16 protein-coding genes and 1 other annotated feature are annotated in these 13,241 nt (G+C 52.0%); of the genes, 4 read left to right on the forward strand and 12 right to left on the reverse strand.

Annotated elements, in window-relative coordinates; genetic code table 11:
* Nucleotides 1-134: 134 nt before the first annotated feature.
* The 6 genes from uhpC to ivbL form a co-directional block, all read right to left on the reverse strand.
* Nucleotides 135-1,454, reverse strand: coding sequence for an MFS transporter family glucose-6-phosphate receptor UhpC (gene uhpC / locus D9741_RS18855; RefSeq protein ID WP_130206854.1), 1,320 nt, complete (start codon nucleotides 1,452-1,454; stop codon nucleotides 135-137).
* 9 nt (nucleotides 1,455-1,463) lie between these two features.
* Entirely contained in the window at nucleotides 1,464-2,972 is a 1,509-nt protein-coding gene (gene uhpB, locus D9741_RS18860; RefSeq protein WP_130215126.1) for a signal transduction histidine-protein kinase/phosphatase UhpB, read from the reverse strand.
* Complete coding sequence (gene uhpA, locus D9741_RS18865) at nucleotides 2,972-3,562, reverse strand: transcriptional regulator UhpA (RefSeq protein ID WP_047612689.1); 591 nt, start codon at nucleotides 3,560-3,562, stop codon at nucleotides 2,972-2,974. Before uhpA ends, uhpB begins: the two co-directional genes overlap by 1 nt.
* Before the next feature lie 73 nt (nucleotides 3,563-3,635).
* Entirely contained in the window at nucleotides 3,636-3,926 is a 291-nt protein-coding gene (gene ilvN / locus D9741_RS18870) for an acetolactate synthase small subunit (RefSeq protein ID WP_104920000.1), read from the reverse strand.
* Nucleotides 3,927-3,929: 3 nt separating this feature from the next.
* Entirely contained in the window at nucleotides 3,930-5,618 is a 1,689-nt protein-coding gene (gene ilvB / locus D9741_RS18875; protein WP_130215124.1) for an acetolactate synthase large subunit, read from the reverse strand.
* 105 nt (nucleotides 5,619-5,723) lie between these two features.
* Complete coding sequence (gene ivbL / locus D9741_RS18880) at nucleotides 5,724-5,822, reverse strand: ilvB operon leader peptide IvbL (RefSeq protein ID WP_130215122.1); 99 nt, start codon at nucleotides 5,820-5,822, stop codon at nucleotides 5,724-5,726.
* A gap of 563 nt (nucleotides 5,823-6,385) precedes the next feature.
* Here ivbL and tisB point away from each other — a divergent pair.
* Nucleotides 6,386-6,475, forward strand: a complete 90-nt coding sequence (tisB, locus tag D9741_RS18885) for a type I toxin-antitoxin system toxin TisB (protein ID WP_000060506.1) — start codon at nucleotides 6,386-6,388, stop codon at nucleotides 6,473-6,475.
* Between the two features lie 296 nt (nucleotides 6,476-6,771).
* Entirely contained in the window at nucleotides 6,772-7,956 is a 1,185-nt protein-coding gene (gene emrD / locus D9741_RS18890) for a multidrug efflux MFS transporter EmrD (protein ID WP_130215120.1), read from the forward strand.
* A 7-nt stretch (nucleotides 7,957-7,963) separates the two neighbouring features.
* Here emrD and D9741_RS18895 read toward each other — a convergent pair whose 3' ends face one another.
* From D9741_RS18895 to D9741_RS18905, 3 genes are read right to left on the reverse strand one after another with little or no spacing between them, the layout of a single operon-like run.
* Nucleotides 7,964-8,461 (reverse strand): radical SAM protein, encoded by a 498-nt coding sequence (locus D9741_RS18895; RefSeq protein ID WP_130215118.1) that lies wholly within the window; start codon nucleotides 8,459-8,461, stop codon nucleotides 7,964-7,966.
* Nucleotides 8,458-8,820, reverse strand: coding sequence for a DUF202 domain-containing protein (locus D9741_RS18900; protein ID WP_130206779.1), 363 nt, complete (start codon nucleotides 8,818-8,820; stop codon nucleotides 8,458-8,460). Before D9741_RS18900 ends, D9741_RS18895 begins: the two co-directional genes overlap by 4 nt.
* Entirely contained in the window at nucleotides 8,810-9,157 is a 348-nt protein-coding gene (locus tag D9741_RS18905; RefSeq protein WP_000703955.1) for a YidH family protein, read from the reverse strand. Before D9741_RS18905 ends, D9741_RS18900 begins: the two co-directional genes overlap by 11 nt.
* 108 nt (nucleotides 9,158-9,265) lie before the next feature.
* Here D9741_RS18905 and yidI point away from each other — a divergent pair, with 108 nt between their 5' ends.
* On the forward strand, nucleotides 9,266-9,715 hold the full coding sequence (yidI, locus tag D9741_RS18910; RefSeq protein ID WP_130215116.1) for a protein YidI: 450 nt from the start codon (nucleotides 9,266-9,268) through the stop codon (nucleotides 9,713-9,715).
* A 77-nt stretch (nucleotides 9,716-9,792) separates the two neighbouring features.
* Here the strand turns inward: yidI and D9741_RS18915 are convergent, their stop codons facing one another.
* From D9741_RS18915 to ibpA, 3 genes are all read right to left on the reverse strand, one after another.
* Entirely contained in the window at nucleotides 9,793-11,454 is a 1,662-nt protein-coding gene (locus tag D9741_RS18915; RefSeq protein ID WP_130206782.1) for a putative transporter, read from the reverse strand.
* A gap of 196 nt (nucleotides 11,455-11,650) precedes the next feature.
* A complete protein-coding gene (gene ibpB / locus D9741_RS18920; RefSeq protein ID WP_001243431.1) occupies nucleotides 11,651-12,079 on the reverse strand; it encodes a small heat shock chaperone IbpB in 429 nt (142 codons plus the stop codon).
* Between the two features lie 110 nt (nucleotides 12,080-12,189).
* On the reverse strand, nucleotides 12,190-12,603 hold the full coding sequence (gene ibpA, locus D9741_RS18925) for a small heat shock chaperone IbpA (RefSeq protein ID WP_001243437.1): 414 nt from the start codon (nucleotides 12,601-12,603) through the stop codon (nucleotides 12,190-12,192).
* Nucleotides 12,597-12,669: a sequence feature (ROSE (Repression Of Heat Shock gene Expression) occurs in the 5'-region of heat shock genes and acts as an RNA thermometer to modulate expression.), on the reverse strand. (Overlaps the previous gene by 7 nt.)
* A 238-nt stretch (nucleotides 12,670-12,907) precedes the next feature.
* On the opposite strand from ibpA, the gene D9741_RS18930 reads away from it, so the two are divergent.
* The gene (locus tag D9741_RS18930; protein ID WP_130215114.1) at nucleotides 12,908-13,240 is read left to right on the forward strand and encodes a YceK/YidQ family lipoprotein; all 333 of its coding nucleotides are present in this window, start codon (nucleotides 12,908-12,910) and stop codon (nucleotides 13,238-13,240) included.
* Nucleotide 13,241: the final 1 nt, after the last annotated feature.

The following is a 13,241-nucleotide window of genomic DNA, read 5'->3' on the forward strand; positions in this document are numbered from 1 at the left end:
GAATTATTTGGGGAAAGAATTAACGAATGATGGCATTGTAAAAACCTGCAGCAAATCAGGCTTGAGATAGCGTCCAGGCAAAACCAGGAAAATTTCTTAGTTTTGCCGGATATGAGGTAGAAAAGTGAGATGCATCACGCTTCGCGTGGTGCCTGGGCGTTCAAAAAGGGCAGTAACAACAGTGCCGAAACCCCGGCGGCAATGGCGATAACCACGAAAAAACCACTCCAGTGCCAGGTATCCAGCACTTTCGCCAGCGGCCAACCGGCAAGCGACGCCCCCAGATAAGCAAACAAGCCGACAAACCCCGTCGCCGCACCTGCCGCCTCTTTGTGGGAACACTCTGCCGCTGCCATACCGATTAACATCTGCGGGCCAAAGACAAAAAAACCAATGGTGAAGAAGCAGGTTGCCTGCATCACGTAGCTGGCAAATGGCATCAACCACAGCGAGCCAACGGAGAGCAAAATCCCCGCAGCAAAAATCAAATTCATCGGCCCACGGTTGCCGTTAAACAGTTTGTCCGAGCCCCAACCGGCTACCAGCGCACCGATAAACCCGCCCAGTTCAAACATCGTTACTGCCGTATTCGCCGTGACCAGATCGACGCCCAGCGTCTCGGACATATACAGGTTGCCCCAGTCGTTGATCGCCGCACGAACCACATAGACCAGCACATAACAGAACGAAAGCAGCCAGATATACGGATTCAACAACACATATTTGGTGAGGATCTCTTTACGCGTCAGCCCCGCCCCTTCTTGTTGTTGGGCGATTTCCAGCGCATCGTGCCGCCATTCTCCGACCGCCGGTAAACCTAACGCCTGCGGGCGATCGCGCAGCCGCCAACAAAGAAAAATCCCCACGACTATCGCCATACAACCGGCAATCATCATCCCGGCACGCCAGCCGTAATGCAGCGCGCTCGCTGCCATCACAATGGGAATGAGCGCACCGCCGACGTTATGCGCCGTATTCCATAGCGCCCACCAACCGCCGCGCTCGGTACGAGAATACCAGGCAGTCAACAGACGCGCACAAACCGGCGAACCCCAGCCCTGGAAAAAGGCGTTCAGCACCCACAGCACGGCAAACGCCCACAACGAGGTGGAGAAGCCAAACAGAATGTTGATGATGCCAGTGGCGATAAGCCCAATCCCCATAAAATAGCGGGCATTAGAGCGGTCACTGACAATGCCGGAGACAAATTTCGATACGCCGTAGGTAATGTAAAACAGCGTTGCTAACAGGCCGATATCGCTACGGCTGAGCACGCCGTTGGCAAGGATTTCTGGTACGGCGGCGTTAAAACTTTTACGCGTGAAGTAAAACAGCGCATAGCCCAGCCAGATGGTCAGCAAAATATGCCGACGCCAGTAGCGGTAGCGAGCATCAATTTCACTTTTATCGCTGATCAGCGGTGCGTCGGCAGGCGCTTTCAGAAACGGCAACATCATCAAGCCTTAAACATAACGTTGAGGTAGAGAGACACTGACACGCGTGCCGTGCAGGCAGGAGATGGTCAAGGTGCCGCCCAGCGCGGTGACGCGCTCGCGCATTCCGGTGAGGCCAAAACCTTGCTGCCCGGAACCTGGCGGCAGACCACTACCATCGTCTTCAATCACCAGCATTAAACGCTCATCCTGCTGCCAGCCTTGCAGGATAACCGCACTGGCATCTGCATGTTTCACAATGTTGTTCAGCCCCTCCTGGCAGATACGAAATAGGGTTACGCGCTGGTTTTCACTTAGCGCTGATTCATCTATCCGCCATTCGAGATGACTGACAATGCCGCGCCCTTCCAACTCCATTTCCCGCATCAATGAACGGATGGCCTGCTCCAGGGTCAGATCATCCAACTGGCGCGGACGTAACCGCCCTAACAAGCGGCGCACCGCGTCGTAAACGCCCAGCGACAACTGTTCAATTAACTGCCCGCTCTGTTTCACACTGGCGTTATCCGCCGCCAGCCGCTGGACAATGCCAGCCTGAGTACGAATGGCGGTGATGGTCTGGCCGATATCATCGTGCAGTTCACGCGCTACGTCGCGACGCACACTCTCTTCGGTTTCAAGCAACCGCTCGGCAAGATGTTGATTACGCGCCAGTTCCTTTTGCAGCGACTGGTTAAGTTCACGCAACCGCTGGATGCCTGCGCCCAGTAACAGGCCAGTGAGGCTTTGCACCAGCAGTGAAAGCAATAAATCGACCGGATGATCGCGCCAGGTTTGACTGGCGATCAGCGCGATGGCGTTCATCAACGTCGCAATCAGCGCCCCTTGCCAGCCATAGTGCCAGGCCAGGGCGATAATCGGCAGCGCCAGACAAAACGGGGTAAAGCGCGAAAGTTCGTTCGGCAGCCCCAGTTGCAACCACAGGCTGATAACAAACAACAGCAAATACCAGACCAGATGCCGCCCACGCCAGTTGATCGGCTGGGAAACCAGCGATGGCCCCAGCGGCAGCCAGGTGTTATTCGCCAGATAGTGCCAGAACACCAGGCAAATGGGGGCCAGCGTCAGGCCGCCGGTTAAGGTCATCAGTAGGGCGTTCCAGGGCTCGTTTCCGTACCCATGCCAAAGCCAGGGGGATGACTGTAATAACGCCGCCGCCGTCAGTGCCGCGCCCTGTAACAGCAACGTGCGCCAGTCGCGCTGGTGGCGATAACGAGAAATCAACGCCACAGGAAGTAACGTCAGCAAACTACCGATCATCAATAACGGTTCATGCGTTAACCCAACCGCCTGCGTCAGCCAGTAAATCAGCAGCCATTCTGCGCCCATCAGCACCAGCCAGTATCTGCGCGGGCATTGCAACATCAGCCCCAGTCGCAGACCGAACGGAAACAGCAATACCGCCAGATCCGGTCGTTCAACCAGGTGCAGGCTGATACTCCACAGGCAAAACCATGCGGCAGAGAAGATAAAAAAGCAGGAAATTACAGTATTTAAGCGGGAGAAAAATGTCTTCATCACCAGCCATCAAACATGCGCCGCGCCAGTTCAACGTCGTTGCTGACGCCCAGTTTTTCCATCAGATTGGCACGATGTACATGCACAGTTTTTGGCGACAACCCCAGTTCGGCGGCAATCTCTTTCACCGCCATCCCTTGCGCCAGTTTTTCCGCCACCTGGCGTTCGCGTTTGGTTAGCGGGTCCTGACGGCCCGATGCCAGTTTAATAGCGATATCCGGCGTCAGATAACAGCCGCCAGTTGCAACCGTATGCACGGCAGCGATCAGCTCGTCCGGGCTACAGCGTTTAGAGAGAAAGCCGCGCGCCCCCGCGTTAAGCGCCTGTTCAACCAGCGCCGGACTGTCGTGAACGGAGAGCATAATTGTCGCCATACCTTTCGGTAGCTGGCTTAACAGCTCCAGCCCAGAAATATCCGGCATTGAGATATCGCAAATACACACCTGAACACCGCGCCCAGGTAAGCCAGTCAGCGCCTCACGCCCGGAACCAAACTCGGCAACTACCTGCAAATCAGGTTCCAGCCCCAGCAGCTGCGCAAAGCCGGAGCGGACGATAAGGTGATCGTCTATAAGGGCAACGGTTATCATGGTCTTGTCCTGGCGGGTAAAAAAAACGCGCTTACCTTAACGATAAGCGCGCCACTGTTCAAGCCTTGAGCGGTTACTGAAAAAATACGGCTATCTTGTTAAACATTGTCGGGTCGGACTGATTACGCTGCACTTTCACCACATCCTCCAGTTTGTCGATTTGGCTTATCATTTGTTCCAGTCGCTGATCGTCATTGACCAGTAGCCAGATGTGGCTTTTGTCGCTGTTCTGAATCGGCAGACAAAGAATGCCTTCGACGTTAAAAGCACGACGGGCAAAAAGCCCACACACGTGGGTCATTACACCGGGATGGTTGCGAACGGTGAGTTCCAGAATCACGTTGTCATGAGTTGTGTTTTGCATGGCTTATTCCCCCACCATTTCAGTATTTGCCGCGCCTGGCGGCACCATTGGGTACACTTTTTCTTCGGCATCAATGCGTACGTGGATCAGCGCCGGACCAGGGCGATTGATAATTTCCTGTAATGCCGCCTGAGGATCGGTTTCATTATTCAAATCGCAGGTTTCGAGGCCGAATCCGGCGGCAATCTGCATAAAGTTGATTTTTCCCGGATAGGTAGCGGCAAAAACGCCCTGCTTGTAGAACAGACTCTGTTGCTGATGCACCAGTCCCAGTGCTTCGTTATTCATCAGGATGATTTTGACATCCAGCTGGTTTTCACTGGCGGTCGCCATCTCCTGAATATTCATCATCAGGCTGCCGTCGCCGGAGAAACACAACACTTTGCGATCCGGGTTAGCCAGCGCCGCACCTATCGCTGCGGGTAAACCGAAGCCCATCGTTCCCAGCCCACCAGAAGTCAGCCACTGACGTGGTCGATTGAGCGGATAGGCCTGCGCTGTCCACATCTGATGCTGACCCACGTCGGTGGTGATAATCGCATTGTCATCGACACAGGCGGCAACGGCATTAATCAGCCCGTAATGTGTTAATGGATCGCACGCTTTCGGAATAGGACACGGGAATTCATGTTGTAAATCAGCCACCAGTTGGTGCCACTCTGTACGCGGCTGGGCTTCCACCTGCGGGATCAGCTGCGCCAGCACATCATCAACATCCGCCTGAATCGCCACGTGCGGTTGCTTAACTTTACCCAGCTCCGCGCGGTCGATATCCACATGAATAATTTTGGCATTCGGGCAGAACTCTTCCGTTTTGCCAATTGCCCGGTCATCAAAACGCGCACCGAGAACAATCAGCAGGTCCGCCTCCTGCAAGATATAGTTGGTGCTGCGCACGCCGTGCATCCCCAGCATGCCCAGCGACAGCGGATGTGCTTTTGGCAACATGCCCAGCGCCATTAAGGTCATGGTGGTGGGCAGCTGCGCTTTCTCAGCCAGTTCACGCACCCGCGCGGGCGCGTTAATGACACCGCCCCCCAGATAAAGCACCGGGCGTTTGGCGGCGTTAATCATTGTCGCAGCGTCACGAATACTTTCTTCGCTAAAGGCGGGCGCGGCGGTTTTTTCTGCCGCCGCGGGCTGTTCTTCAATTTCAAAAACCGCCGTTTGCACATCCTTAGGAATGTCTATCCACACCGGGCCAGGGCGGCCTGATTGCGCAATGCGGAAGGCATCGCTCATGACCTGCGGGAGTTCTTCGATATGTCTGACCAGATAGTTGTGTTTGGTGATGGGGATAGAGATGCCGTAGGTGTCCACTTCCTGGAAGGCGTCGGTGCCGATCATCGAGGCGGGAACCTGGCCGGTGATGCAAATCAGCGGAATGGAGTCCAGCCGCGCATCGGCAATGGCAGTCACCAGGTTAGTCGCACCCGGCCCGCTACAGGCCATACAGACCGCCGGTTTGCCGTCGGTACGCGCCATTCCCTGGGCGATAAAGCCCGCGCCCTGTTCATGACGGGCCAGAATATGGCGGATTTGCGTGCTTTGGCTTAAGGCGTCGTAAACAGGGAGAATCGAACCGCCCGGAATCCCCGTCACAATCTTAATGCCCTGCTGTTCCAGAAAATGAACGATAAATTCTGCGCCAGTAAAACGCTTACGTGTCGATGTTGTGCCCGAACTTGCCATGCTCCAGTCCTTTTCTTCTGGGCCGACTTTCCGGGAGGTGTTTAAACGAAAAACCCCGCCCGGTTTGCGCCGGCGGGGTTTTGGAATCGTGTGTTGTTCCAGTCCCTACGGCGCATTGCCGACGACCACCACCACACGCACGACGACCACTGCGGCGGATGGCGCAGTTGGTAGTAGTTTCGCGTTGAGCATGGAAGTAATCATTGGGGACCTTGTTGGTTTTGTGTTTAACAATATTTATACAAGCACAGCTTTACAGGGGAGACAATGGAAAATTTTTCATCAAGGAATAATTGGGGGATTGATCACGTTTTGTACTGAAACGCAGGTAACAAAAAACCCCGCCGGAGCGAGGTTTTGTCAGCCGCCCGCGGCTGGTAACCGCAAAGCACACTGTGTTATGTCAACACTGAAAGTATACGTGTTCCGCGCAGAACGCGCAATTTCGGCACGAATTTTGACTTATTTAGCGCATAATTGAGTATCAATCACAGTTTTGATTTTGTCTAATTTTTACTGTTTATTTATACAGTATAATTCTATAATATCACTGTACGCAATGTGTTATGCGGGGCCGCATCGTTACCCGGCGCACTAAGTCCTGGCTGAAACGGGTGGTGCCGTCAGCGCCTTAACCCCGCGTGAGCACACTGTGTTATGTCAACAAGCACAACGTTTCTTCTGAAGAAGCTGCGTGCGCAACAGCTGGCAACAGGCAGCGGAAAGGTACGTCAGCTGGCAGTGCTCCTGAACCACAGGAGACGCGTATGAGCCTGGTGGATATTGCCATTCTTATCCTCAAACTCATTGTTGCTGCACTGCAACTGCTTGATGCTGTTCTGAAATACCTGAAGTGATTCAGATTCAAGCCGCACTAAAGGGGAGCGGGAAACCGCTCCCCTTTCATATTCTGCTGGCAGATTGGTGTCGTATGCGATGCTGACGCATCTTATCCGGCCCACAGTATTTATTTAAGCCAAAGTCCTTCCGGCAACATTTATTGCCGCTGTTGTTTATATTTTCTGCCGTTTTGTTATTCATCATTCCGTATATATATCTGGCTAACATTTATCAATGTGATAGATTCCTCTCCTGCATTTATTCGAATGCGTAGTAACTTATTCTAAATATATTTTTAAAAGCGTCCGTGATAATGAAAAGGCATAGAAACGTCAATTTATTATTGATGTTGGTATTACTCGTGGCCGTCGGTCAGATGGCACAAACTATTTATATTCCTGCTATTGCCGATATGGCACAAGATCTCAACGTCCGTGAAGGGGCGGTGCAGAGCGTAATGGGCGCTTATCTGCTGACCTACGGTATCTCACAACTATTTTATGGCCCAATTTCCGACAGAGTGGGACGCCGCCCGGTAATCCTCGTCGGAATGTCCATTTTTATGTTGGCGACACTGGTGGCAGTCACCACTTCCAGCCTGACGGTGTTAATTGCCGCCAGTGCGATTCAGGGGATGGGGACCGGGGTCGGCGGCGTAATGGCGCGTACATTGCCGCGTGATTTATATGAACGGACACAGCTTCGTCACGCTAATAGCATGTTAAATATGGGGATTCTCGTAAGTCCGTTGCTCGCACCACTCATTGGCGGCCTGCTGAATACCCTGTGGAGCTGGCGGGCCTGTTATCTGTTTTTACTGGTGCTTTGTGCCAGTGTGACGTTCAGCATGGCGCGCTGGATGCCGGAAACACGCCCTGTCGATGCGCCGCGTACGCGCCTGCTCACCAGTTATAAAACACTCTTTGGCAATGGCAGCTTTAACTGCTATTTGCTGATGTTAATTGGTGGTCTGGCAGGGATTGCCGCTTTCGAAGCCTGTTCCGGTGTGTTGATGGGGGCAGTGTTAGGGTTGAGCAGCATGACAGTCAGTATTTTGTTTATTCTGCCAATTCCAGCGGCATTCTTCGGCGCATGGTTTGCTGGTCGGCCGAATAAACGCTTCTCTACGTTAATGTGGCAGTCGGTTATCTGCTGCCTGTTGGCAGGAATGATGATGTGGATCCCCGGCTGGTTTAGCGTGATGAATGTCTGGACGTTGCTCGTTCCCGCCGCGCTGTTCTTTTTCGGTGCCGGGATGCTGTTTCCGCTCGCAACCAGTGGCGCAATGGAGCCATTCCCCTTCCTGGCTGGCACGGCTGGTGCGCTGGTCGGCGGCCTGCAAAACATTGGTTCCGGCGTGCTGGCGTCGCTCTCCGCGATGCTGCCGCAAACCGGTCAGAGCAGCCTGGGGTTGTTGATGACCTTAATGGGATTGTTGATCGTGCTGTGCTGGCTACCGCTGGCGACGCGGATGTCGCATCAGGGGCAGCCTGTTTAAGCTCACGTCACCGCAGCATCGTCATCAACTCCATGGGAGAACGATGCTGCTTTATCAGGTCACGCATCACCCGCATGTGCGGCGCAGAGTGGGAATAAAAAGCTTGATAGCCAACACAAAGCACGTTGCCAGGAGAATCCTCCTGGGAATGCCGGCACAAGCGATGCCAGTCGCACTCCTGACACTCCCGCCGAAGTTGTACGTTTTCGCTCCCGCACCATTTTTGCAGCGTGGCGTCAAAAAGTTCGACTGATATACGACCAATATCTGCACGCACCCAATGCTCGAACAGTGCGATTAAAAATTGTCCCCACAGTTCAGCCGTCACCGAAGAAGCTGTCAGCTCGCCCCGGTCATCAAATTCTATATGGGGAATAATTTGCACGGAGCGAAGACCCCGCTGTTTGAAATTCTGATAAAAATCGGCAGGTTGTAGCGCGTCTTTATACTCTACAACCAATTTATGCCTGTCCTCTTCAGCATTTACAACCTGACTTCCTGTCATGCGACTCTCTCAATCAATACGATTAGTTGATGTATATGCGTTACAGCAAACAGTATTGCAAGAGATAATACCGCGAGGGAGATCATAAATTTGTCACGGATTACGTTAAATTGAGAAAAATCACTATTAGTCACATCCATTAAATTACGATTACGGGTATAGCGCCAAAGTATTAATGCCACAATGGCGAGGATGCCAATAGAAATCCAGAACAACGCGCCGGCCTGATGCCAGTTGTGTTTAATTGCCAGCGCCATCAGCGCGCCATAGCCCAGCATGGTGCGAAACCACGCCAACGATGTCCGTTCTGGCTGAAGTCCGGGATCAGCAATGCGTCTGGCTTTGCGACTATCCGGCATACAGCACCAGCCCCATGACTATTACCGCTACGATCATCAATATTAAACTGATGATTAATAAGCTGTTGGTATAGGGTAAGTCCTCTTTCAGACGCATCGCTTTTTCATTGCGTAACCAGCGCAGATAGCCATACATCGCTAACCCGCCGGAAAACAGGCATAACAATAACGCCAGCAGCTCACGAATGACGGGCGTGGCGAAGTCTGGCGCAAGTTGATCCAGCCCGACGCCCGCCGCCAGAAATCCCAACGCGGTACGGATCCATGCCAGAAATGTACGTTCATTAGCCAACGAAAAGCGGTAATCAGGCGCTTCTCCGAGGCGGGAAATTTTCATTGTTACTCCTTTGCACTTTCACTAACGCTCTGCCTTTAGCGGTTATTTTTAAGAATTTCGTCCGCCCGTTTCCTGATATGCTTTTGCCATCCATTACAAGGAGGTCTGATGGGTATCATAGCGCAAAATAAAAGCAGTTCACTGGGCATGCTGTTCGGTGCCATCGCTTTATTGATGGGTATTATCCACTTTTCATTCGGCCCTTTTGCCGCGCCACCACCAACGCTGGAAAGCATCGTGGCGGACAAAACGGCTGAAATTAAAAGAGGTCTTCTCGCCGGAATAAAAGGTGAAAAAATCACTACGGTGGAGAAAAAAGAGACGGTTGATGTCGATAAAATCCTCGATCAAGGCGGTATCGCACTGGCCATTGCCGCGCTACTCTGCGCATTTGTTGGCGGTATGCGTAAGGAAAATCGCTGGGGCATTTGCGGCGCACTGGTATTTGGCGGCGGGACGCTGGCTTTCCATACCTTGCTTTTTGGTATCGGCATCGTGTGCAGTATTTTGCTGATATTCCTTATCTTTTCCTTCCTGACCGGCGGTTCACTGGTTTAAGCAACGCGGTAATGTTCAGAAATGCATTGTGAATGCCAGGTGGAGAACCATTTATGGCGACTCCACCCGGAAAAGCGTTAGCCGATACTCCAGAAAAGCACCGCCAGTAACTGCGGTGTGATAATGCGCAGGAACATGACTAATGGATACACCGTGGCGTAAGAGAGCGCTGCCGCACCACTGGTAGGATGAAGATTATTGGCAAACGCCAGCGCCGGAGGATCGGTCATTGAACCCGCGAGCATCCCGCACATCGTGAGATAATTCATTTTGACTAACATCCGCGCCAGAATGCCAGCCGTGATCAGCGGAATTGCAGTAATCAATGCGCCATAGCCTATCCAGCTTAACCCTTCGCCATCCACCAGTGTATGGATAAAATCGCCGCCGGATTTCAGGCCAACTACCGAGAGAAACAGTACGATACCCAGTTCGCGCAGCGCCAGGTTGGCACTTGGCGGCATAAACCAGTAAAGCTTACCAATGCTGCCGATACGCCCGAGGATCAGCGCCATAATCAGCGGACCGCCCGCCAGCCCCAACTTCAACGCAGCCGGGAATCCAGGCACAAACACCGGAATGGAGCCCAACAATACGCCAAGCCCAATACCAATAAACACCGGTAACATTTGTACCTGTTGCAATTTTTGCTGCGCATTACCTAATACATTAGCAACGGCATCAATCGCGGACGGGCGTCCAACCAGGTTGAGAATATCGCCAAATTGCAGGCTAATATCGCTACTTGCAACTAATTCAACGCCAGCACGATTCAGGCGCGAAATAACGACGTCATAGCGCTCCTTAAAATGCAGGTCGCGAATACGTTTGCCAAGCACATTCTCATTGGTGACCACCACGCGTTCGACGCGCAGATCGGTGCCTTTCGTCGACAGCGAGGTATCCACTTCCTGACCAATCACCAATTGCGCATTATGTAAATCCGCAGGCTGCCCCACCAGATGAAGCAAATCGCCCAACTGAATAATGGTTTCCGGAGAAGGTACTTTGAGGGTTTCCTCTCGTTTCAATCGCGAGCAGATAACTTTATCGCCATTGAGAATCGGTACATCTTTAATCGCTAAATTATGTAAGTTAGGGTTATCAACACGGATGTTAATGGTCCTGATCAGCACGCTACCGTTAGTCCGCGTGGACTCGTGTTGCAACGCCTCAGTCTCAACATTGACGCGGAAAATAACCCGCAGCATCCACATAGTGAACAAAATGCCGCAAATCCCAAATGGATACGCCATCGCATAGCTCATCCCCATTTGATCGACCATCTCCATCGGTGTCCCCAGGTCGCGTAAGATCTGCTGACCTGCACCCAGCGCTGGTGTATTGGTGACCGCGCCGGAGAAAATCCCCAGTACCACGGGAAGTGGAATATCGAAAAGTTTATGCAGGATGGCGGTGACCAGACCACCGAGGATGACAACCAAAACAGCAAACAAATTGAGGCGTAATCCGGAGACACGCAACGAGGCAAAGAAGCCCGGCCCCACCTGAATACCGATAGTATAAACGAACAGGATCAGACCAAATTCCTGGATAACATGCAGCATGTCGCTGCTTAATGTCATCCCCGCCTGTGAAACAAAATGGCCGACGATGATCCCACCGAACAGCACGCCGCCAATGCCCAATCCAACACCGCGAAACTTGACGTTGCCGATAAACAACCCGACGACCGCCACCAAAGCCAGAATACTGACCGTTAATGCTATATCACTCATCGTCCATTTCTCTTGAAATAACATTTTAATTGCTACGGATTATGGCTGAATCGGTGAAGCAGATTTGCCTTATGGCGCACATTATCACGGTAAAGAAAGTGCCGGAACATCTTAAATTGGCGAAAATTAAAACATTGTTGAAGATTGCAGGCAAAAAAAAGCCCCACCAAACTGGCGGGGCAAAGAGAATAGCTAATTAGCTATTTAACGCGGGACGTTCGCTGATAGCGATACGCTGCGCTGCGATGGGTTCAGGCTCATTACGAATTAAATCAATATGCAGTAAACCATTAACGAAGGTTGCGCCAGAGACTTCCATATTTTCAGCCAGCGTAAAGCTCAGGCTAAACGGCTGATTCATAAGCCCTTGATGCAGCCATTTCTTCTCTTCTTTTGGCTGCTCCGGCGTGCCTTTTACGCTCAGGCGCGTTCCTTCCAGTTGAATCTCTAAATCTTCCTGACGAAAACCTGCCAGCGCAAGGGTAATGCGGTAGTGGTTATCGTCGCTTTTCTCAATGTTGTACGGCGGGAAGCTCTGGCTTTCACCGGCGTTTTGCAGTGCGTTGGCCAGTTTGTCAAAACCGATCCATTGACGCATCAGTGGGGATAAATCGAAGTTACGCATAGTCATTTCTCCTTCTAAGAAGCGAGTAAGTACCTGCAAATCCGAAGATTCGCATATGCTCCCTGACGGCGAGCATCAAATGTCAGGCCGCGCACTGCGGCCTTAGGGAATTAGTTGATTTCGATACGGCGCGGTTTTTTCGCTTCCGGAATCACGCGTTCGAGATCGATATACAGCAAACCATTTACCAGGTTAGCGCCACGAACATGGATGTTCTCAGCTAACTGGAATTTACGTTCAAAGTTGCGTTCAGCGATGCCCTGGTACAGATAGGTGCGCTCTTTTTGTTCGTCGGCGTGAGCACCTTTCACCACCAGCAGATTGTCCTGGGCGGTAATTTCCAGTTCACTTTCGGCAAAGCCAGCCACCGCGATAGCAATGCGGTAATGGTTTTCGTCTACCAGTTCAACATTGTACGGAGGGTAGCCGCCATTACTCTGGCTCTGGTTGTTTTCTAAGTGGTTAAACAAACGATCAAATCCAATAGCAGAACGGTAAAGCGGGGATAAATCAAAGTTACGCATAATTAATAGCTCCTGAAATCAGCGAGAATGTAAGACCTTCCACAATGGACAGGTCGGATAGCCAGAACACCCATCAGGCGTGTTCTCATTGGCTACGGTATAAAAATGGGTCTGGATATGCACTTTTCAAGTCTTTTCGACGGACTTTTTTTTGCAGTTTGTGGTCTATTGCATAGACTGGGGGGCAGCACGAAACGTTAAAGTGCGATAGCCGCCACAGTGCGACGTAATGATGATGTTATTTTCAGCAAGGGATCGCTATAACACATCATGCCAACACCCACGATCAACAGATGAATTTATTATGATAAGAAATGTGTTGTTAGCGTTCATGATATGCAGCGGAATGGCATTACTCGGAGGATGCTCCAGCGTAATGTCCCATACCGGGGGGAAGGAGGGAACGTATCCCGGCACCCGCGCCAGTGCCACCATGATTGGTGATGACACAACAAACTGGGGAACCAAATCGCTGGCAATTCTCGATATGCCATTTACCGCTGTCATGGATACGCTACTTCTGCCATGGGATGCGTTCCGCAAAGACAGTTCAGTGCGCTCGCGCGTGGAAAAAAGCGAAGCCGACGCGCAAGCCATCAATGCCGTCATTCCACCAGCCAGAATGCCCGTGAACTGAT

Origin of the sequence: Escherichia sp. E14V7, from assembly GCF_004212225.1 — a bacterium.
GTDB lineage: Bacteria > Pseudomonadota > Gammaproteobacteria > Enterobacterales > Enterobacteriaceae > Escherichia.